This is a genomic window from Catenulispora yoronensis (assembly GCF_039531695.1).
Lineage (GTDB): Bacteria > Actinomycetota > Actinomycetes > Streptomycetales > Catenulisporaceae > Catenulispora > Catenulispora yoronensis.
In genome coordinates this window covers 31,954-52,432 of record NZ_BAAAQN010000059.1, presented here as the reverse complement: position 1 = coordinate 52,432, position 20,479 = coordinate 31,954, and the positions used below count along the sequence as shown (strand labels likewise).

The 20,479-nt window shown below is 72.5% G+C and carries 16 protein-coding genes; 12 read left to right on the top strand and 4 right to left on the bottom strand.

Features of this window, described 5'->3' with window-relative positions; genetic code table 11:
* Positions 1–30 precede the first annotated feature (30 nt).
* Positions 31–648: a YbhB/YbcL family Raf kinase inhibitor-like protein gene (locus ABD481_RS36075; RefSeq protein WP_344670340.1), complete on the bottom strand. Its 618-nt coding sequence runs from the start codon at positions 646–648 to the stop codon at positions 31–33.
* 17 nt (positions 649–665) lie between these two features.
* Complete coding sequence (locus ABD481_RS36070) at positions 666–1,574, bottom strand: LysR family transcriptional regulator (protein WP_344670339.1); 909 nt, start codon at positions 1,572–1,574, stop codon at positions 666–668.
* A 92-nt stretch (positions 1,575–1,666) separates the two neighbouring features.
* Between ABD481_RS36070 and ABD481_RS36065 the strand changes: the two genes are divergently transcribed.
* The 6 genes from ABD481_RS36065 to ABD481_RS36040 all read left to right on the top strand — a co-directional run bounded on the left by ABD481_RS36065 (position 1,667) and on the right by ABD481_RS36040 (position 6,711).
* A complete protein-coding gene (locus tag ABD481_RS36065; RefSeq protein ID WP_344670338.1) occupies positions 1,667–2,380 on the top strand; it encodes a type 1 glutamine amidotransferase domain-containing protein in 714 nt (237 codons plus the stop codon).
* A 134-nt stretch (positions 2,381–2,514) separates the two neighbouring features.
* A complete protein-coding gene (locus ABD481_RS36060) occupies positions 2,515–3,531 on the top strand; it encodes an NADP-dependent oxidoreductase (RefSeq protein ID WP_344670337.1) in 1,017 nt (338 codons plus the stop codon).
* Positions 3,532–3,596: 65 nt separating this feature from the next.
* A complete protein-coding gene (locus ABD481_RS36055; protein ID WP_344670336.1) occupies positions 3,597–4,256 on the top strand; it encodes an SDR family oxidoreductase in 660 nt (219 codons plus the stop codon).
* A 3-nt stretch (positions 4,257–4,259) separates the two neighbouring features.
* The gene (locus ABD481_RS36050; RefSeq protein ID WP_344670335.1) at positions 4,260–5,090 is read left to right on the top strand and encodes an aldo/keto reductase; all 831 of its coding nucleotides are present in this window, start codon (positions 4,260–4,262) and stop codon (positions 5,088–5,090) included.
* 106 nt (positions 5,091–5,196) lie between these two features.
* Positions 5,197–6,102 (top strand): Gfo/Idh/MocA family protein, encoded by a 906-nt coding sequence (locus ABD481_RS36045; RefSeq protein ID WP_344670334.1) that lies wholly within the window; start codon positions 5,197–5,199, stop codon positions 6,100–6,102.
* Positions 6,103–6,156: 54 nt separating this feature from the next.
* Positions 6,157–6,711, top strand: coding sequence for a potassium channel family protein (locus ABD481_RS36040; protein WP_344670333.1), 555 nt, complete (start codon positions 6,157–6,159; stop codon positions 6,709–6,711).
* On the opposite strand, the gene ABD481_RS36035 is transcribed toward ABD481_RS36040, so the two are convergent.
* A complete protein-coding gene (locus ABD481_RS36035; RefSeq protein ID WP_344670332.1) occupies positions 6,689–7,909 on the bottom strand; it encodes an amidohydrolase in 1,221 nt (406 codons plus the stop codon). The genes ABD481_RS36040 and ABD481_RS36035 overlap by 23 nt on opposite strands.
* 47 nt (positions 7,910–7,956) lie before the next feature.
* The gene (locus tag ABD481_RS36030) at positions 7,957–8,502 is read right to left on the bottom strand and encodes a GlcG/HbpS family heme-binding protein (RefSeq protein ID WP_344670331.1); all 546 of its coding nucleotides are present in this window, start codon (positions 8,500–8,502) and stop codon (positions 7,957–7,959) included.
* Between the two features lie 218 nt (positions 8,503–8,720).
* Here ABD481_RS36030 and ABD481_RS36025 point away from each other — a divergent pair, with 218 nt between their 5' ends.
* The 6 genes from ABD481_RS36025 to ABD481_RS36000 all read left to right on the top strand — a co-directional run bounded on the left by ABD481_RS36025 (position 8,721) and on the right by ABD481_RS36000 (position 20,477).
* Positions 8,721–9,974, top strand: a complete 1,254-nt coding sequence (locus ABD481_RS36025; RefSeq protein WP_344670330.1) for a sensor histidine kinase — start codon at positions 8,721–8,723, stop codon at positions 9,972–9,974.
* Positions 9,971–10,600 carry a response regulator gene (locus tag ABD481_RS36020; protein WP_344670329.1) on the top strand — a complete coding sequence of 210 codons (630 nt, stop codon included), beginning with the start codon at positions 9,971–9,973 and terminating at the stop codon, positions 10,598–10,600. The genes ABD481_RS36025 and ABD481_RS36020 overlap by 4 nt, the downstream gene beginning before the upstream one ends.
* A 21-nt stretch (positions 10,601–10,621) precedes the next feature.
* Positions 10,622–11,212: an aminoacyl-tRNA hydrolase gene (gene pth, locus ABD481_RS36015; protein ID WP_344670328.1), complete on the top strand. Its 591-nt coding sequence runs from the start codon at positions 10,622–10,624 to the stop codon at positions 11,210–11,212.
* Positions 11,213–11,702: 490 nt separating this feature from the next.
* The gene (locus ABD481_RS36010) at positions 11,703–13,691 is read left to right on the top strand and encodes a serine/threonine-protein kinase (protein ID WP_344670327.1); all 1,989 of its coding nucleotides are present in this window, start codon (positions 11,703–11,705) and stop codon (positions 13,689–13,691) included.
* Positions 13,692–13,914: 223 nt separating this feature from the next.
* Positions 13,915–17,442, top strand: coding sequence for an FtsX-like permease family protein (locus tag ABD481_RS36005; protein ID WP_344670326.1), 3,528 nt, complete (start codon positions 13,915–13,917; stop codon positions 17,440–17,442).
* Complete coding sequence (locus tag ABD481_RS36000) at positions 17,439–20,477, top strand: hypothetical protein (protein ID WP_344670325.1); 3,039 nt, start codon at positions 17,439–17,441, stop codon at positions 20,475–20,477. Before ABD481_RS36005 ends, ABD481_RS36000 begins: the two co-directional genes overlap by 4 nt.
* The last annotated feature ends 2 nt before the right edge of the window (positions 20,478–20,479 follow it).

The window sequence follows — 20,479 nt, the reverse complement described above, 5'->3', positions numbered from 1 at the left end:
GGCGGTAAGGCGACGCCTGGGCAAGCCGGTTCAGTCGTCGCGGCCCGGGAACTGGACGGTGCCGATCAGACTCGCCGACCACAGCATGTGCGGGGTGATCTCGCTGATCAGCGACGCGTAGTTCAGGTTGGAGCCGTCGACGTGGTCGGTGTCCAGTGCCCACACTCGGAAGACGTAGTGGTGCGGCTGGCCGGTGGCCGGCGGGCAGGGCCCGGCGTAGCCGGTGGTGACGCCGTCGTAGTCGGTGACGCCCTCGCTGTAAGGGTTCTGACCGTGGCCTGCCAGGCTGCTGACACCGCCGGGGATGTTGTAGACGATCCAGTGCGTGAAGCCCGGGCTCATCGGGGTGTCGACGTCGGTGACGGTGACGGCGAAGCCCTTGGTGCCGGCCGGCGGATTGACCCACTTCAGCGCCGGAGCCTGGTTCTTGCCCGGACACGCGGGGTCCTGACCCCACACCGTCCAGGACGGCAGCTTGCCGCCGTCCTTGAAGTCCGGACTGCTGAGCAGCATCGGCGTGGGCTTGGGGTGCGCGGCGGTGGTGGCCAGCGCGGTGGCGGTGCCGACGGCGGACAGGACGACGGCGGCCGACAGCGCGAGGGCCGCGCGGCGCTTGGGGCGTTCGGGGCGCCGGAACTTCCACAACATGGGATGTCTCTCCTCGATCAGCACTCGTCGTCGGCCCACCACGCCTTCGCGGCGGCGAGCAGCTGTCGGCGGACCAGCGCGGCGTGCGGATTGGCCGAGCCGCCGGGCCGGTGGACGAGGAACGCTGTGTTCAGCGGAGCCTCGTCCGGCTGGTGCAGCACCATCAGGGTACTGCTGTCCAACTCGGCCCGGCAAAGATACTTCGGCAGCACGGTCCACCCGGCGCCGGCCGCCACCGCCGCCCGGACCGCGCGCAGATCCGGGACCGTGGTCAGCCGGTCCGGGACCGGGACCCGGGCGTTGAAGACGTAGCGCCAGTAGCGGCGGATGATCGGCAGGTCGATGTCGTAGGCGACGGCCGGGACCTCGGCCAGGGCGGCCGGCAGCGGCGCGCCCCGCAGCCGGTCGGCCCACACCGGCGCCGCCACCAGGACGAACTCCTCGTCGGTGAACGGCTCGGCGACCAGGGCCCGGTCGGTCGGCCGCCGGGTCGCCACCACCAGGTCGTGGCGTCCGGCCCGCAGCTCCGCCAGCAGCTGCTCGGTCAGGCCGGTGGCCACGCGCAGCTGCACGCCGTCGGCGATCAGCGGCGCCAGCATCCGCATGCCGACCGCGCCGAGGAACTCCGCGGGCCCGGCCAGGTGCACCGGCTCGGCGCTCGGCGTCCGGCCGGCGTCGGCGACGTCGGAGAGCCGGTCCAGCGGCGCGGCGATCTGCGCGGCCAGGCCGTCGGCGTAGGGGAGCGGCGCCACGCCGCGGGCCCGCCGTTCGAACAGCTCGCGGCCCAGCCCCGTCTCCAGCGCCCGGATCTGCGCGGTGACGGTCGACTGCGACACGCCGAGCAGGTGCGCGGCCGCGGTGAAGGAGCCCGCGCGGTGCACCGCCAGGAAGGTGCGGAGCTGGTTCAGGTCCAGGGGTTCGGCCATCGGGCCAGGGTAGCCGAGGCATCGGCATCCCGATGGCTGCCATCGGAGCTCCCATTGGCGCCGATAGCTTCATGAGGTTTAGCTTCGAGGGCATGGCGAAGATTCTGATGGTTCTGACCGGTACGGACGTCTGGACGCTGAAGGACGGCACCAAGCACCCGACGGGCTTCTGGGCGGAGGAGGCCGTGGTGCCCTACCGGGCGCTCAAGGCGGCCGGCCACGAGGTGGCGGTCGCGACGCCCGGCGGCGTGGTGCCGACGGCGGACGCCGGCAGCCTCGCCGGCGAGGTCCCCGCGGAGCTTGTGGGCGACGGCACCGACCACGCCCCCGCGACCTGGCGCGAAGCCGTGGACGCGATCGCCGAGCTCCGCACCCCCCTGACCCTTTCGGAGGTGTCGATCGACGACTACGACGCCGTCCTCTACCCCGGCGGCCACGGTCCGATGGAGGACCTGGCGGTCGACGCCGACTCCGGCCGCCTGCTGACCGCCGCCCTGGCCTCCGGCAAGCCGCTCGCCGTGGTCTGCCACGGCCCGGCCGCGCTGCTCGCGGCGCGCACCGAGGACGGCGCCTCGCCGTTCGCCGGCTACCGCGTCGCGGCGTTCACCAACGCCGAGGAGACGCAGGCCGGGCTCGCGGACCAGGCGCCCTGGCTGCTCCAGGACCGGCTGACGGCCGACGGCGTGCTCGTCGAGGTCGCCGAGCCCTGGACGCCGCACGTCGTCGTGGACCGGAACCTGATCACCGGCCAGAACCCGATGTCCTCCGCGCCGCTGTCCGCCGAACTGGTGAACCGGCTCGGCTGAGCCGCTCCCGACCTGCGGGTCCGCCGGGCCGGCCGTCACTCCGATGGCCGAAACCGGAACCACCGTCGGCGGCGCCCGGCCGCCGGCGGTGACAGGGTTTGACCATCCCCTCCTTCACTCTCCTGGAGCAGTCCATGTCCGTTCCCAGCCGTGAATGGCAGCTGACGGCGCGCCCGGTCGGCGAGCCGAAGCCCACTGACTTCCGTCTGCTGCGGGCCGAGGTGGCCGATCCTGGGCCGGGGCAGATCCTGGTCCGGAACACCTGGCTGTCCGTCGACCCCTATATGCGGGGCCGAATGGATGACGTCCCCTCCTACATCCCACCCTTTCAGCTCAACGAGCCGATGACCGGCGGCGCGGTCGGCGTGGTGGTCGCGGCCGGGCCGGGGTCGCCGGTGCCGGTGGGCGCCACGGTGTCGCACTTCGAGGCCTGGCGCGAGTACGCGCTGCTCGACGGCGCGCGGGTCCAGGTGCTCGACACCTCCCGGGTGCCGGCCCAGGCCTACCTAGGCGTGCTCGGCATCACCGGCCTGACCGCCTATGTCGGGCTGACCGAGATCGCGCCGGTGAAGGAAGGGGACGTCGTCTTCATCTCGGGCGCGGCCGGGGCGGTGGGGTCGGTCGCCGGGCAGATCGCGAAGAAGCTGGGCGCCGCCAAGGTGATCGGCTCGGCCGGCGGGCCGCAGAAGGTGAAGCGGCTCAAGGACGACTACGGCTTCGACGCCGGTATCGACTACCGCGCCGGGGAGCTCGTCGCGCAGCTGAAGCGGGAGGCGCCGGAAGGCATCGACGTGTACTTCGACAACGTCGGCGGCGACCACCTGGACGCGGCGCTGGCCACGATGAACACGTTCGGCCGGATCGCGCTGTGCGGGGCCATCGCCGTCTACAACGAGACCGAGCTGCCGCCGGGACCCTCGAACCTGCCGCTGGCCATCGGCAAGAGCCTGAACCTGCGCGGCTTCACCATCGGGCACCACATGAAGACCGCGCCGGAGTACATCGGCAAGGCCGCGGGCTGGCTGGCCGACGGGTCGCTGCACGCTGACGAGACCGTGGTGGACGGCATAGAGCAGGCGCTGGACGCGTTCTTCGGCGTGATGAGCGGCGCCAACACCGGGAAGATGCTGGTGCGGCTGCCGGAGAGCTGAGAAGGGGCGTCCGAACGGTCGCCCCTGACCCGTCGAGGTCCGGCGGGCCGGGGTAGGGAGGACCTATGACGCGAATCGTGATCGCGGGCGGCCACGGGCAGATCGCCCTGTTGCTGGCCGCCCGGCTGAGCGCGGACGGACACACCGTGCAAGGGCTGCTGCGCCGTCCCGACGGGGCCGACGACCTGGTGGCGGCCGGTGCCGAACCGGTCGTGCTCGACCTGGAGCGGGCGAGCGCGCAGGAGCTGGCCGAGGTGATCCGCGGCGCCGACGCCGTGGTGTTCGCCGCCGGGGCCGGCCCGGGCAGCAGCGCCGAGCGCAAATACGCCGTGGACCTCGGCGGTTCGGTGCTGCTGGCCGATGCCGCCGAGCTGGCCGGGGTGCCGCGCTTCGTGCAGGTGTCCTCCATGGGTGCCGGAGCGCCGGCCGCCGACGACTCCGACCCGGTGTGGGTGGCGTACCTGGACGCCAAGACCAAGGCCGAGGACGATCTGCGGCGCCGCGACCTGGACTGGACCATCGTCCGTCCCGGCGGCCTGCTGAACACTCCCGGTCTGGGCCTGGTCCATCTCGCCGCGCACACCGGCCGCGGCACCGTCCCGCGCGCCGATGTGGCCGACGTCCTCGCGGAGCTGATCGAGCAGGGCACCGCGAGTCGGCAGACGCTCGAACTGGTGTCCGGGTCGGTCCCGATTTTTTCCGCCGTCCAAGCCTGGAAGGTCTGAGTAATGCAATACATCACTTTGAATGACGGAGTCCGGATTCCGCAGCTCGGCTACGGCGTCTGGCAGGTTCCCGACGCCCAGGCCCACGAGTCGGTCGCGGCCGCCCTGGAGATCGGCTACCGGCACATCGACACCGCCGCCGCCTACGAGAACGAGGCCGGCGTCGGCCGCGCGGTCGCCGAATCCGGTCTGGTCCGGGAAGAGGTGTTCCTCACCACCAAGCTGTGGAACGCCAACCAGGGCTACGACGCGACGCTGCGCGCCTTCGACCGCAGCCTGGAACTGCTCGGCACCGAGTACGTGGACCTGTATTTGATTCACTGGCCGGTCCCGGAACAGGATTTGTATATCGAGAGCTGGCGCGCTCTGGAGAAGATCGCCTCGGACGGCCGGGCCCGCGCCGTCGGCGTCTCCAACTTCACCGCCGAGACGCTCGACCGGCTGCTCAAGGAGGGCACCAGGACCCCGGCGATCAACCAGATCGAGCTGCACCCCTACTTCCCGCAGGCCGCGATGCGCGAGTACAACCGCAAGCACGGCATCGCCACCGAGGCCTGGAGCCCGCTCGGCCAGGGCGGCGACCTGCTCAAGGAGCCGCTGCTGACCACCCTCGGCGACCGCTACGGCAAGTCCCCGGCGCAGGTCGTGCTGCGCTGGCACCTCCAGCTCGGCAACGTGGTGATCCCGAAGTCGGTCACCCCTTCCCGGATCCGCGAGAACTTCGAGGTCTTCGACTTCGAGTTGACGCCGGAGGAGGTCGACCAGATCACCGCCCTGGGCAGCGACGGCGGCCGGATCGGGCCGGACCCGGCGACGTTCAACTACACCGGCTGATCCGGTCCGTCCTGCCGGCGGCAGCCGTGGCCCCGCCGCTCGAGAAGGGCGGCGGCGGCCACCGGCAGGACGGGCTGGGTTCGCCCGAGTAGGCCAGGATGGCGGCATGGAGATCGAACAGCTCCCGGTCGCGGTGATCGGGCTCGGCGACATCGCGCGCAAGGCCTACCTGCCGGTGCTCGGCACCCGGGCCGATCTCCGGCTCCGGCTGATGACCCGGAACCGGGACCGCCTGGCGGAACTCGGCGCCGCCTACCGCGTGCCCGAGTCGGCGCGGTTCACCGAGCTGGCCGCCGTGCTCGACGGGGACGCCGGCGAGGGACCGCCCGCCGCGGCGTTCGTCCACGTCGCGACGGTCGCCCACCTCGACGTCGTCACGACCCTGCTGGACGCCGGCGTCCCCACCTACGTCGACAAGCCGCTGGTCGACAACCTCGCCGACGCCCGCGCCCTGGCCGCCCACTCCGAGCGCACCGGCACCCCGCTGATGGTCGGCTTCAACCGCCGCCACGCCCCCTCCTACGTCGCCGCCGCCCGCGCCCCGCGCGAGACGGTGATCCTCCAGAAGAACGAGGCCGACGCCCCCGGCGGCGTCCGCGATCTCGTGTTCGACGACTTCATCCATGTGGCGGACACGCTGCGCTTCCTGGCGCCGGGGCCGATCGAGGACGTGGCGGTGTCCGGGCGCGTCGAGGACGGCCTGCTGGAGCACGTCGCCCTGACCCTGTCCGGCCCCGGCTTCACCGCCTTCGGCGCCATGAACCGGCGCGCCGGCCGCAAGGGCGAGCGGCTCCAGGTCCTCGGCGACGGCCACGCCCTGGAGATCGCCGACCTCGTCGACCTGGCCGTCGGCGCCTCCGGCTGGGCCCCGGTGGCCCGGGTGCGCGGCGTGGAGCAGATCTGCGAGCACTTCCTCGCTGCGGTCCGCGGTCAGACCGAGTTCCCGCCGCTCCAGGACGCCCTGGCCACCCACGAGCTCTGCGAGCAGGTCGTCGAGCGGCTGGACGGGTGACGCCGCGGGGCCGGACGGCGTCGTCCGGCCCCGGCCTGGGGAATACGGTCCTTGATGGACGACAGCGGCGGGCCGGAACGCGCGGACCGGCGCGGCCGGCGGCTGCTCCGCCTGCCGCGCCCGGTGCGCCTCACCGCGGCCGTGCTCGGCCCGGCGGCGCTCACCACCGCCTACTTCACCCTGCCGTTCGGCCTGCTCAGCACCGGTGACCACGTCCTGGCCTGGCTCCTGCTCGGCGGTCTGCTGGTCCTGCTCGCCCTGGGCATGCTGGCCACCACCATCCGGGCGATCACCGACCAGCCCGGCTACCCCGGCCTGTGGATCCTGCTGCTGTCCTGGGCCTCGATCCTCACCTTCGCCGCCAGCTACTGGTCCCTGGCCATCGGCCACGGCCAGTTCGGCGGCAGTCTGAAGACCCGGCTGGACGCGCTCTACTTCACCGGCGTCACCATGGCCACCGTCGGCTACGGCGACATCTACCCCAGCGGCCAGGCCGCCCGGGCCTTCGTGCTGGTGCAGATCGTCTACACCTTCGCCTTCCTCGCCGGCGGCGTCACCGCCGTCGGCAGCCGGCTGCGCAGCCACCTCACCCGGCGGATGACCCGCTGACGAGCCGGCCGTCCCGCGCCACCACGGTCCCGCCGCGGACCACCAGCTCCCGCGCCGGCACGTCCACCACGACCTGGGCCAGGCACTCCCCGGACACCAGGAAGAAGTCCGCCGGCGCGCCGACCGCCAGATCGCTGACCGGCAGCCCGACCAGCTCGGCGCCGTGGGCCGCGGCGGTGTGGAACCCGAGCTCCAGGTCCTCGTCGACGCGCGCCCGCAGCGACCGCGCCATCAGGTGCGCCCGGTGCAGCATGTCGGCGTTGCCGAACGGCGACCACGAGTCGCGCACCCCGTCCGAGCCCAGCCCGACCCGCACCCCGAGCTCCCGCAGCCGGCGCACCGGCAGCGTCGACCCGGCCGGCGCCACCGTGGTCAGGCTGATCCCGGTCTCGGCCAGCTCCGCGGCCCGCCGGTCCAGTTCCGCGTCCGGCAGGCCGACCAGCGCGAACGAGTGGCTGACCGTGACCCGGCCGCCGAGGGACAGCGCCCGCGTGCGCTCCACCACCGCGTCGAACACGTCCAGGCCCTCCGGACCGCGGTCGTGCAGGTGCAGGTCCACCCCCACGCCGAACCGGTCGGCCAGGCCGAACAGCAGGTCGAGCTGGCCGGTCAGGTCCCGGTCGAAGGCGATCGGGTCGATCCCGCCGACGAAGTCGGCCAGCCCGCCGCGGACCGCCTCCTCCATGAGCTCCGCGGTCCCTGGCGCGACGTTCACGCCGTGCTGGGGGAAGGCGACCGTCTGCACGTCCACGATCCCGGCCAGCCGCTCCCGCGCCTCGGCCACGCCCTGCAACCCGGCCAGGCCGAAGGCCGGGGCGACGTCCGCATGGGCCCGCATGGCCCGCGTCCCCTGCGCGGCCGCGTGCGCCATCAGCCGATACGCCCGCTCCCCGACCGGCGTCGGCAGGGTCCGGAACAACTCGGCGTCGGCCTGCCCCAGCTCGGCGATGCCGAGCGCGCGCTTGCGCGAGACCCACGGCTCACCCCACGCCGTCTTGTCCGGGTGGATGTGCGCGTCGACCATCGTCGGCAGCGCGATCCGGCCGGAGCCGTCCACCACCTCCGCTCCCGGAGCGGCGGCGGCCGCGGTGCCCGACGGCGCGTGCTGGGTGATGACGCCGTCGGCGACGACCAGGTCGACGGGCTCCCCGCCCCAAGGGCGGATCCCGGTGAAGACGGTGGTGGTGGGGGTGGCCATGGGTTTCTCGTCTCCTCTTGCTCGCTGTGCTCGCTGCCTGCTGCCCGCTACTTCAAGATCGCTTCGGCCCCGGCCTGAGCGTACGCCTCGTCCATCGCCCCGCTCGGCGCACCCGCCACACCGATACCGGCGATCGGCGCGTCGGCACTGTCCACCGGCACCCCGCCGGCCAGGAACAGCGTGCCCGGGATGTCCTTCAGCGTCGGGTTCTGCTGCAGGTTGTTCACCAGCACCGACGTCTTGTTGTTCCACGACACGGCGGTGAACGCCTTCCGCTCCGCCGACTCGAACGACTGCGGACCCGCGCCGTCCCCGCGCAGCTGCACGATCACGGTGCCGTTCCGGTCCACCACCGCCACCGAGATGTGCTGACCGGCTTTCTCACCCGCGTCCAGCGCGGCCTGCGCCGCCTTGCTCGCGGCGTCGATCGACAGATGCTGCGTGGTGATCAAGCCCTTGGCCGGACTCACCGCGGCCGGCCCGCCCGGCTTCGCGGCGGCATTGGCCGACAACGCGCCGAACGTGGCGGCACCGACCACGGCCAGACCGGCGACACCGGTGACGACACGGGCCCGAGGGCTGAACTTGCTCATACTTCCGCTCCTTGCGAAGGACCGCCCGGCGCGATCCACCGGGTTCGGCTTCCAGCCTGCCGCCGGCCCCGCCGCCCGGGATCGACGCGACGGATCGACCCGACGCGCCGAACGGCCGACGGACCATCGACCGATCGGTTGATGCCAAGAGCATCGGCGCAGGTCACGATGGGGAGAAAGAACCAGTGCACGAGCAGCGAGAGCGGAGGTGGAACAGCATGAGCAGGAATCCCGAGACCGGCACCCAGACCGGCACCCAGACCGGCACCCAGACCGGCCCCGAGACCGGCCCCGAGACCGGCCCCGAGACCGGCCCCGAGACCGGCCGCCCCGAGACCGGCCCCGACCCGGACGCTCGCTGGCTCGCCGCCGTCATGCACTCGGCGTTCTTCCTACTCCTCGTCGCCTCCGCCGCGCGCTTCCTCCAACACCACCGCGGCGAACCGCGGGCCCCGTGGGTGATCGCCCTGTCCGCGGCGCTCGCCGTCTGCTACGGCGCCGGCCTGGTCCTCGGCATCACCGGCCGGCCGGACGTGGCCCGACCCACGCGGGCGCACCTGGTGTGGCTGACCGGCGTGACGGCGCTCTGGGCCGTCCTGGTCCTGCTGGCGCCGAGCTTCGCCTGGTGCGCGATCCCGTTGTTCGTGACCGGCCTGCGCACCCTGCCCACCGTCCCCGCACTGGCCCTGGTGACCGGCGTGACCGTGCTGGTCGTGGTGTCGCAGAACCGCCTGGCCGACGGCTTCGACCCGAACCTGACCATCGTCCCGGTCGCCGTCGCGGCGGTGACCGCCGGCGTGATCACCCATATGCGCCGCCAAGCCGTGCGACTGCGCGAATCCGAACGGCGGGCCGGGATGCTGGACGAGCGCCAGCGGCTCTCCATGGAGATCCACGACGCCCTCGCGCAGGGACTGTCCAGCCAGACGATGCTGCTCCAGGCCGCCGAACGGAGCTGGGACACCGACCCGGACGCGGCCCGCGACCACCTCCGCACCGCCTCCCGCATCGGCGCCCGCAACCTCGCCGAGGCCCGGCGCCTGGTCCAGGACCTGGCCCCCTCCGACCTGGCCGACGCGACGCTGGAGCAGGCCCTCCGGGCCGTCGCCGACCGCCAACCCGCCCCGCCGACCACCTTCACCGTCGACGGCACCCCGCGCCCCCTGCCCGACCGTGTCCAGTCCACCCTGGTCCGCATCGCCCAAGGAGCCTTGGCCAACACCGCCGAACACGCCGCCGCCCACCGGGCCGTCCTCACCCTGACCTACCTCGACGACCAAGTGGTGCTCGACATCGCCGACGACGGCCGCGGCTTCGACCCCGCCCGACCCCGCAGCCCCACCGGCCGCGGCCACGGCCTGCCCGCGATCCAGGCCCGGGCCGCCCAACTCGGCGCCACCCTCACCGTGGAATCGGCCCCCGGCCAGGGCACCGTGATCTCCGTAGCCGTCCCCCTGGAGCCGCACCCATGATCAGGGTCCTCATCTGCGACGACCACGCCGTGGTCCGCGCGGGCCTGCGCGCCCTCCTGTCCGGCGCCGACGACCTGCACGTCGTCGGCGAGGCCGCCGGCGGCGAGGAAGCCGTCGCCACCGCCGCCGCCCTGCACCCCGACGTGGTCCTGATGGACCTCCAACTCGGCCCCGGCATCGACGGCGTCGAGGCCACCCGCCGCATCCGCACCCCCCACTCCACCGCCGACACCCCCCGCATCCTGGTCCTGACCACCTACGACACCGACGCCGACATCACCCGCGCCGTCGAAGCCGGCGCCACCGGCTACCTGCTCAAAGCCGAACCCGCCGACGAGCTCTACGCCGCCATCCGCGCCGCCGCCGCCGGCCGCACCGCCCTCTCCCCACCAGTAGCCACCCGCATGCTGGCCCAGATGCGCTCCCCCCGCCCAACCCTGACAGAACGCGAGAAGGACATCCTGGCCCAGCTGGCCCAAGGCCTCGGAAACCGAGAGATCGCCAAGGAACTCTTCATCAGCGAAGCAACGGTGAAGACCCACCTCGGCCGCATCTACGACAAGCTCGGCGTCGACACCCGCGCCGGCGCCGTAGCCGTGGCAAAAGAGCAACGACTCCTGTCCTGAGCGACCAAGTACTGTGCTCCGGTGACCGCCACCGACCGCTGGCTCATCGCCGGCCTGGGCAACCCAGGACCCTGGTTCGCCGGAACCCGCCACAACGCCGGCTTCGCAGTAGTCGAACACCTCGCCCACCACGCCGGCACCCGCTTCCACCTCACCGGCCCCCGCCACCGCACCACCGAGATCGACCTGGCCGCCCACCCCACCCTCCTGGCCAAACCCCTGTGGACGATCAACCAGTCCGGCCCCCCAATAGCCGCCCTCCTCCGCACCCAGCGAATCGCCGCCACCCACCTGGTCGTCATCCAGGACGACCTCGACTTCCCCTTCGGAACCATCCGCCTCAAACGCGGCGGCGGCCCAGGCGGCCACAACGGCATCCGCTCAGTAACCGAGGCCATCGCCAGCCGCGACTACCTCCGCATGCGCATCGGCGTAGGCCGACCCCCAAAAGGCCAAAAACTCGGCAGCTTCGTCCTCGGAAGATTCAGCGAAGCCGAGCAACAACAACTCCCTGACCTACTGACCCGCTGCGCAGCCTCCTTGGAGACCCTCCTCACCAGCGGCCTGGACCACGCCCAAACCACCCTCCACACACCACAACCAGTCAGCTGACACCGCCAGCCGAAATCGCCACAGCCCCACCGCGCCTCCCGAGACCTTCAGTCCCCTGCCCGGGTTTTGGGTTTGTTCTCCTCGGTCACGTCGGCAGGGCTCTGCCTACAGTGCCGCCGACCGGGTGTCAAGTTCACGCTGTACGCAACCGCCGCCAACACCTCAAAAGTGAGCGCGTGGACTTTACACCCGGGCGGCGGTGCTGTACCCGTAGGGCTGCCGACGTGAGCGAGGGGAACAAACCCCCACCCCCACCAACCGCCAGCGCAGGGACTGACCAGACCACCCTATGGACTAGCGCCAGTTCTCCGAGGGATCAGAGGTCCCCGCTGGAGGCGCCTGCTTTATGACTTTCACGGCTCTTGATCTTGCCTTTGATCTTGCCTTTGATCTTGATCTTGCTCTTTTTCAACTCCCACTAAAGGATTACACCCACCCCGCTTCCCCCAAAGCACTGGTAGAACCCCCCAACCCATGACAGCGTGGAACCGTGGTCGAATCAGGGGATTGGGCAGCGCCTGGTTACTCAGAAATCCGCCGCCTGGGCGCGGGAGCCAGTGGCCGAGTGGTACTGGCCCGACATGACGCGAGCGGCCGACTCGTCGCTCTGAAGTACCTCGCACCGAACCTCGTCGGCAGTGCCGGCTTCGCCGAGCGTTTCCAGCGTGAGGCCAGGCTGATGGCGTTGGTCCGGGACCCGAACGTGGTGGAGGTCTACGACCTCGCCATCGACCCCGCGGGCCGGGGCGTGGCCCTGGTCATGGAGGCGGTCGAGGGTCCGACGCTCCGTGCTCTGCTCGGTCAAGGCCATGGCACGCCGGAAGCCGCCCTCGCGGTGCTGCGAGGTTCGCTGCTGGGTCTGGCCGCCGCCCATGACAAGGGCGTGGTGCACCGCGACTACAAGCCGGACAACGTCCTCATCGACACCCGAGGCCAGAGCAAGCTCACCGACTTCGGTATCGCCACCTCCATGTGGGACGGCAGTGCCGCGATCGAGGGAACGCCTCCTTATATGGCGCCGGAGCAGTGGAACGGATACCCGCCGGCTCCTTCCTCCGACATGTACTCCGCCGCAGTCGTTTTCTACGAGTGCCTGACCGGTGTCCGGCCATTCCGCTCGGACACGCTCGCCGAACTGCGAACCCTGCACGAGACTGCGGCGCCTCCGCTGGACCAGGTTCCGCCGCCGGTGCGCGCGCTGTTGGAGCGCGGCCTCGCGAAGTATCCGGAGCAGCGCTATGGCGACGTGCGGACGTTCCTTGCCGACGTCGAGGCCTCGGCCGTGGCCGGGTACGGCCCCGGCTGGCAGGAGCGCGCAGCGCGTGATCTGGGGTATGTCGCCGCAGGCATGATCGCGGCGATGCCGCTGCTCGCGTTGGCGGCGACAGCCGGCACGGGCGCCGCCAGCATGGGCGCCGCCGGCGCAGCCGGGGCAGCCGGCGCAGCCGGGACGGCAGGCACCGGCGCCGCCGGGGTCGGCGCCGGGGTCGGCGCCGCAGGCGCATCCAGCGCCGGAACCGGCGCCGCCAGCACAGGCGCCACCAGCGGTCTCGGCCAAGCCGCCTCCCACTCGGCCACCCAAGCCGCGACCCACTCAGCCACCCAAGCCGCCTCCCACTCCGCCACCCAAGCGGCTGCCCAAGCAGCGTCCCACTCCACCACCGCAGCCTCCCAAGCCGCCGCCCACGCCGCCCACTCCGCCGGCCAATTCATCCCCGACGGCGCCGCCCACGCAACCCAAGCCGCCCACACCGCCCACCAAGGCCTCACCCACAGCCTCACCCAACCCCACCAAGCCCTCGACCACACCCGCCGCGCCGCGAAATGGTCCCGCCGAGGCACCAAACTCCTCCACGGCAAAGCCCTCGTCGCCACCGTCGCCACCGTGACGGTCGTCGGCGCCGGCACCACCTACGCGGTCGTCGCCGCCAGCGACTCCTCCTCTCCGCAGGTCGAGGTCGCCAACGCCATGCAGACCGCCCTCCACCACTTCGGCCAGGGTGACGGCGCCTACATCTGCAACGACATGGGCTCCGCCATGCTCAAGATCTACGGTGGCAAAGCCGGCTGCACCACCCTCATGGCCAGTGCCAACGGCTTCCTCAACTCCATCGGCGGCTCCATCCAGGACCAACGCAACGCGGCGCGCCTGGCGACGGTCGACCCCTCCAAGGTGATCATCCACGGCAACACCGCGGTGGTCCCCGCCTCGGCCGTCACTATGAAGTCCGGCTCGGTCAAGGTCGGCAACCAGACCATCCAGCTCGATGTCGGCGACACGCCCTGGGTCAAGGAGAACGGCCGCTGGGTGCTCGGGATGCCGGCGGACATGCCGACCGACATCCCGACGGACCTGTTCCCGAGCGGCAGCATTCCCACCAACCTGTTCCCGACGAACATGCCGAGCGATTTCTTCAGCAACCTGCCGTCGATCTCGATCCCCAGCGACCTCTTCCCCACCGACTCGGCCACCGGGTGACACGACCTCCGCCCCCCCACCCCCAACACCGTCGGCCGCTGCTCACCCCAGAAGCAGCGGCCGACCTTTATATTCATCACCGCATTCACCACCCCGTCCACCACCCCATCCACCACCGAATTCATCACCGATTCATAACGCCCGCCACACACACGCAACGAACCACCCACGCGACCCCGTCCCTACCCGTATGAGCGGTGTCCCCATGTCCTCAGGAGGTCGCGTGCTGGGATTGGTCCGCAAAAGAGCGGTCGCCCAACGCATGCTCCTGGCCGCCGCCCTGGCAGTACTGCTCCCGGCGTTGGTCCTGGTCGCCCTCATCCGCCTGCACGGCACCACCGCCGAGCGCGACGGCGTCCGCAAAGCGCTGAGCACCCTGCCCGACAGCGCCCGCTCAGTGACCGCCGTCTACAACATCGGCTCCCGCTTCCCCAGCGACCCGACCTCGCGCGCCGCCTTCCTCGCCGACGTCGAGCAGCACATGCGCCAAGCCTTCGACGGCGTCGACACCGCGATCCTGCACGAATCCGCCAGCGCCCCCTACGGCGTCGACGGCACCAAGCCCGCCTACTCGGTCTACTTCCTCGGCTCCGTCGTCAGTCCCACCCACGCCCAACTCCTGGCCGGCGCTTGGCCCACCGCTCTCCCCTCCACAGCCCAACCCGGCACCCGAACCACCCCCGGCACCGAATTCGAAGCCGCCATCCCCGAAGCCGCCGCAAAAGCCAACAACTGGACCATCGGCACCGAGATCCCCCTGTCGGCACGCATGGACGGCGTCAAAGAACGCGTAAAAATCACCGGCATCTACCGCCCGACCGATAAAACCGACGCGTTCTGGCAAGCCGAGTCCTACAAAGGTGCCGGCAAGGGCCAGGAAGACCAGCCGACCTTCGGCCCGCTCCTCGTCGACCCGTCCGTCACCGCCGGCGCGAAGCTGGAGATCCGGCAGGAGAGCATGATCGCCTCCCCGGACTTCACCACCATCCAGACCAAGGCGGCAGCGACCCTCCAAGACCGCCTCGCCCCTCTCGACGCCTGGCTGCCGCAGGCCGCCGCCGGCGTCGACCCCGACATCCACGCCACCGTCGGCGACCGACTCGCCCCGCGCACCCAGGGCATCGACGCCGACCTGCGCATCAGCAGCCGCCTGAACCTGCTCCCGGTCGTCGAACTGTCGCTGCTCGCCCTCACCGCGCTGGTCCTCACCACCCGACTGCTCAGCGAGCACCGCCGCGAGTCCGACGGTCTGCTGCGCGCCCGCGGCGCCTCGGTCCGCGGCCTGCTCCGCATCGGCCTCGCCGAGGGTCTCCTGCTGACCGTGCCCACGGCGGCCGTCGCCCCCTTCCTGGCGCGCCAGCTCGAACGCGGCCTCAACACCAGCCATTGGGCCTCCGCCCGCGACAACACCGCCCCGATCTCCTCGGACCTGTGGGTCGTGGTGGCGGTCGGCGCGCTGACCACCTTGCTGCTGCTGGCGATGGTGCCGGTCACCTCCTCCGCCAGCTTCGTCGGCGTCAAGCGCGAGCGCAGCCGCTCGCAGATCCGCACCGCCGTGCAGCGCACCGGCGCGGACGTGATCGTGGTGCTGCTCGGCGCCGGGGCGCTGTGGGAGCTGACCCGCTTCGGCGACGACCCGGAACGCAGCGGCGCGCTGAGCCTGCCGCAGGTCGTCGCCCCCTCGGTGTTGCTGCTGGCCGGTTCGCTGGTGCTGCTGCGCGTGCTGCCGCTGATCGTCGGCCCGCTGGAGCACCTGGCCGCGCGCCGCCGGGCCGCGGTGCTGGCGCTGGCCGGGTGGCGGGTCGGCCGGATGGCACGCACCTACGCCGCGCCGATGGCCCTGCTGATCATGGCTGTCGCGGTCGGGACTCAGGCCACTGTCTTCCTCGCGTCGGTCGACCGCTCGGCCGAGGACCAGGGCGTGCACCTGGTCGGCACCGATGTCCGGGCGGCCGGGCTGCCCGGCGGGCACCTCGGCCTGGCCGGGGCGTTCGCCGCGCTGCCCGGCAGCGGGCCCGGGTTCGCCGCCGCCCGCGAGGGCGCCTTCTTCGGCGACGGACGTCAGCAGCTGCCGGTCAACGTCCTGGGCATCGATCCGGCCCGTTCGAACGGCGTCGTCGAGCTGCGCTCGGACCTGGCCGCCAAGAGCTGGCCCGCGCTCACCGCCGCGATGGCCGCGCAGGGCTGGGACCAGCACGGCCTGTCCGGCGGCGTGCCGCTGCCGGGCAAGCCCACAACGCTCAGCCTCGACGTGACGTATCAAGGCGACAGCACCAACGCCGCCGCGCCCGCCACACCCGCCGCGCCCGCCACACCTACTGCGCCCACCGCCCCCGCACCCAGCGAACTCGGCGCCCTCGACGTCCGCGCCGTCGTCGTCGACGCCTACGGCGTCGACACCCTCGTGGACTTCGGCGGCCTTCCCACCGCCGACGGCCGGCCCCACACCCTCACCGCGCAGCTCAACGCGGAAGGCGGGATCATCGCCTACCCGTTGACGATCACAGCTCTGTCGGTCAGCTATCACGCCCCGCAATGCCGTTACTACCTCCCCGACGGCAGCCAGGACCCGCGCTGCGACGCCAACGGCGGCGGCCGGGGCAACGGTGAGCAGGTGAACGTCGATCTCGGCAACCTGACCGCCGACGGGCAGCCCGCGACGCTGCCGCCCGAGGTCAAGCCGTATCCGTTCGCCGAGCCCGGGGACGGTTCCGGCGACGGCGGCCGCTCCGGCTACCAGGTCGCCGCCACCGCCGCCCCGGCCGCCACCGACGGCACCGCCGCCACCGACGGCACCGCCGCCCCCACCGCCCCCGACACCACCAGCCTGCTGCACTTCACCGAGTTCTCCGGCTGGAGCCCGGGCAACGCACCACTCGTCACCCACGCCATCGCCCTCTCCCGCGCCGCCTCCGCCGTCACCGACGTCCCGGTCCTGGCGTCCTCGCACCTGTTGACCACCCTCGGCCTGAAGGTCGGCGACGCCTTCACCACCAAGGCGTTCGGCCCGTCGGTGCGTCTGCACTTCGTCGGTGAGGTCCGCGCGATGCCGGCCCCGCGTCGCCTCGGCCAGCGCGCCGCCGACGCCCCGGCCGAGGACGATGCGCTGATGGTGCCGATCGGCCTGATCGCCCGGGCCGACCTGGTCGCCGGTTCGGTCGGGGAGGAGACCGAGTGGTGGGCCCGTACCGCGTCCGGCACCGGCTCGGCGCAGCTCGCGGACCGGTTCCGGGCCCTGCGCGTGGCCGGCCTGGGCGCCGGCTCGGTGACCGACCGCGCCGGCCAGGCCGCCGCCATCCGCGACGACCCGATCCGCGGCGGCATGAAGCTGACGCTGGTCATCGCGGCCGGCGCGGCGCTGCTGTTCATCCTCATCGGCTTCGCGCTGCACGCCGTCATCGCGCTGCGCGAGCGCACCACCGAACTGGCGCTGCTGAACGCGCTGGGCCTGTCCCGCCGTCGCACCGCCGCGATGCTGCTGGCCGAGAACCTGCTGCTGGTCGTGCTCGGCATGGTCGGCGGCGGCGCGCTGGCGGTGCTCACGATCAGATCGGAACTGCCCTTGCTGATCCTCACCGATTCCGGACAGGTGCCGATCCCCAAACCGGTGACGGTGGTCGATCTGCCGGCCCTGGCCGGGGTCGGCGCGGCGGCCGCCGTGCTGCTGCTCGGACTGGTCGCCGTGGTCTCGCTGACCCGGCGCGAGCAGACCCTCGGCAGCACCCTGCGCCTGGGGGAGGACGGCCGGTGAGCGCCCCGCTGACGAACCAGCCGAACGACCAGCCGAACGACCAGCCCACGAACCCGCCCACGAACCCGCCCACGAACCAGCCGACGAACCAACCGAAGAACCCGCCAAGGAAGCTCCTGCGACCCCCGCGCTGGCTCGCCGAACTCGGTACCGCCCGCCTGGTCCTGGCCGCCCTCGCGCTGCTGGCCGCCGGGACGGCCGCCACCGCCGTCGCGGTCCCGGCCGACACCAGGAAGTCCGACGCCTGGACCGCCGGCTCCGTCCTGTCGCAGGCCCCTTACGGCCAGCGGGACCTCGTGGTCGCCGGACGGCCGGTCTCCAGCAATCCCAACACCTACCCGAAGGACGCCTCCGACATCGGCGAGGTCGCGACCGCGAACCTGGCCGCGCTGCCGGACGCCTTGCAGCGGCTGGTGTCGGAGACCGCCGTCACCCGGCAGTACAGCCATCTGCTGCCGGTCGCGGACCCGCCGGCCAAGCTCGACGCCCCGGCGTGGCTGCGGCTGGACTGGGCGCCGAAGCTGGACGCCAAGGTGCGTTACGTCGCCGGAGCGGCGCCCGGCGTGGAAACCGGCGAAGTCACCCAGAAAACCCCCGAGGGCTATACCCGTGCCATCAGCATCAACCTCCCGATCGCCGTCTCGAAGGCGACCGCGGAGCGGCTCGGGCTGACCGTCGGCAGCACCGTGAAACTCACCACCGGCGGCGGGACCGGATCCACGTCGAACGTCGACTTCACCCTGTCGGCGCAGGTCGCCGGGATCTACGTGCCCGCGCCCGGGGTCACCGGCGACGACCCGATGTGGCACGTCGCCGACAAGCCCGACCCGGCCCGCGTGCCGGTGTGCGTGGACGACCAGTGCAACAGCACGGAGACCGTGTGGCAGGCCGACGTCTTCGTGAACCACCCCGAGGTCATCGCGACCGTGTCCGGCCTGATCCGGGTCGGCGCCTTCACGACCGTCTACGACTACGTCGTCGACCCCGCGCGCCTCACCGACAGCGCGCTGTCGGCCGTCGGCCCGGCCCTGGACCAGGCGGCGCTCGGCGTCACCCAGTTCAAGGGCGACGTCACCTTCACCACCGGGCTGAAGGACCTGGCCGCGAAGATCCGCGGCACCCAGTCCGACAGCCACCTGCTGTCGGCCGTGGTGCTCGGCGCGCTGTCGGCCGGTGCGCTCTGCGCGCTGTTCCTGATGCTGCGGCTGATGGTCCTGCGGCGCGCGCGGGAAGTCGCCCTGTGCAAGGCCCGCGGCGCCTCCCCGGTGCGGCTGGCCTTGCGGATCGCGACGCAGATCTCGACGGTCGTCGCGCTCGCCGGCGTCGCCGGGGCCCTGCTGGCGGTGCGTACCGGGCACGGGACGCTCCGCGATCCGGCCGCCTGGTCCGGAGTGGTGCTGGTGACCCTGCTGACGTTCGGCGTCATCGGCCTCGCGGTCCTGCGCCAGGGCGACCGCGTGGTGTCGGTACGCCACGAAGCGGTGGGGGAGACCGCCCGGGTCCGGCGGATCGTCCGCGACGCCGGTCTGCTGCTCGCGGCCGGCGGCGCCCTGGCCGTCTACCGGAGCCAGGGCTCTGCGAATCCCGACGGCTCGATCGACTGGATCGCGGTCGCCGCTCCCGCGCTGCTGGCCTTCGCCGCCGGGATCGCCGTGGTGCGGCTGGTCCCCGCGCTGTTCGGGCCTGCCGTGCGGCTGCTCGGCCGCCGGCGCGGCGTCGTCGGCTTCGTCGCCGCCGCTCTGTCCGGACGCCGCGTCCGGGTGGTGGCCGCGCCGCTGGCCGGGCTGGTCGTGGTGGTCGCCGCCGGGATGTTCGCCGCCGGATACGACGCCGCGGCGGCCCAGAAGGTACGCGACGACACGCTCCGGCAGGTCGGCGCGGCCGCGCGGATCGACGCCGCGCCGGACCTCACGGTGTCGGTGGCCGACCAGCCGGCCAAGGACCCGACCGCCTATCAGCTTGCTGATGGCTTCGCCGCCGCGGCCGCGAACCTGCCGGGCGTGCGCGGGGTGCTCACCGCGCGGGTGGAGCCCGGCGGTGTCGCCCCGCTCGCCGCCGAAGGCGTGCAGCCGCGGCCGATCGCCGTCGTCACCGTGGATCCCGAGGTGTTCCGGCGGGCCGCCGCCGCGTCCGTCGCCGACAGCGGCGCGCGCGGCGGCGAGATCCCGGCCGGCGGCTGGCCCGGCCCCGCCGCCTCGGACGGCACGGTCCCCGTGCTGGTCTCCCCGAGCCTGGCCGCGCGGTATTCGGGCAAGGTGTCGGTGTCCGAATCCGCCGGATCGTTCCAGGCGGTGATCGGCGCGGTCGCCGACGTGCCGCTCGCCGTCTCGGTCGAGGACCGCGGCGGCACCGACTACATCGTGGTCGCCGCCGGGCAGGTGCCCGGGGTGGATCCGGGCCCGCCGAACGTCGCCTGGGTCACCGGCGACACCGCAGCGATGTCCGCCGACGCGTTGCGGACGCTGCCCGGCGTCACCAAGTACTACGCCGTGACCACACTGAAGGACGTGCGGTCGGCGGCCTTCAAGGAAGGCCGGGTCTCGGCCGCCCGCGACATGTTCCACCTCGTCGAAGCCCTCTGCGCCGGCTACTTCGTGCTCTGCCTGCTGCAACTGCTGACCGCGACCCGGACCGTCAGCCGCGACAGCGCGCTGCTCCTGCAAGTGTTCGGCCTGCGCGCCGGGGCCGGCCGGATCGTGGCGGCGCTGGTGCCGCTGCCGGTCGCGGTGCTCGCCGTCGCCGCCGGACTCGGCATGGGCGTCGGCCTGTCGCCGCTGCTCGGTTCCCTGGACCGCGGAGCCGCCACCGGAGCGTCCGGCGGGTCCGGCGCCTCGGCCGCCTCGGCCGCCTCGGCCGCCTCCGACCTCGCCGGCACCGCCTCCTCCGTCCTGGCGACCGGCTCGATCGGCTGGAGCTGGACGGTCCCGGTGGTCGCCGTCGTGCTCGGCCTCACGGTCGCCGGCGTGCTGCTCGACCAGGTGCTGCGGCGGCGCACGGAACTGTCGGTCCGGCTGCGCGACGCCGAATTCGAGTAGCC

What these genes read in the sequence shown, in the direction of transcription:
- ABD481_RS36075 (WP_344670340.1), bottom strand. Translation starts at nt 648, where the DNA reads ATGTTGTGGAAGTTCCGGCGCCCCGAACGCCCCAAGCGCCGCGCGGCC.
- ABD481_RS36070 (WP_344670339.1), bottom strand. Translation starts at nt 1,574, where the DNA reads ATGGCCGAACCCCTGGACCTGAACCAGCTCCGCACCTTCCTGGCGGTG.
- ABD481_RS36065 (WP_344670338.1), top strand. Translation starts at nt 1,667, where the DNA reads ATGGCGAAGATTCTGATGGTTCTGACCGGTACGGACGTCTGGACGCTG.
- ABD481_RS36060 (WP_344670337.1), top strand. Translation starts at nt 2,515, where the DNA reads ATGTCCGTTCCCAGCCGTGAATGGCAGCTGACGGCGCGCCCGGTCGGC.
- ABD481_RS36055 (WP_344670336.1), top strand. Translation starts at nt 3,597, where the DNA reads ATGACGCGAATCGTGATCGCGGGCGGCCACGGGCAGATCGCCCTGTTG.
- ABD481_RS36050 (WP_344670335.1), top strand. Translation starts at nt 4,260, where the DNA reads ATGCAATACATCACTTTGAATGACGGAGTCCGGATTCCGCAGCTCGGC.
- ABD481_RS36045 (WP_344670334.1), top strand. Translation starts at nt 5,197, where the DNA reads ATGGAGATCGAACAGCTCCCGGTCGCGGTGATCGGGCTCGGCGACATC.
- ABD481_RS36040 (WP_344670333.1), top strand. Translation starts at nt 6,157, where the DNA reads ATGGACGACAGCGGCGGGCCGGAACGCGCGGACCGGCGCGGCCGGCGG.
- ABD481_RS36035 (WP_344670332.1), bottom strand. Translation starts at nt 7,909, where the DNA reads ATGGCCACCCCCACCACCACCGTCTTCACCGGGATCCGCCCTTGGGGC.
- ABD481_RS36030 (WP_344670331.1), bottom strand. Translation starts at nt 8,502, where the DNA reads ATGAGCAAGTTCAGCCCTCGGGCCCGTGTCGTCACCGGTGTCGCCGGT.
- ABD481_RS36025 (WP_344670330.1), top strand. Translation starts at nt 8,721, where the DNA reads ATGAGCAGGAATCCCGAGACCGGCACCCAGACCGGCACCCAGACCGGC.
- ABD481_RS36020 (WP_344670329.1), top strand. Translation starts at nt 9,971, where the DNA reads ATGATCAGGGTCCTCATCTGCGACGACCACGCCGTGGTCCGCGCGGGC.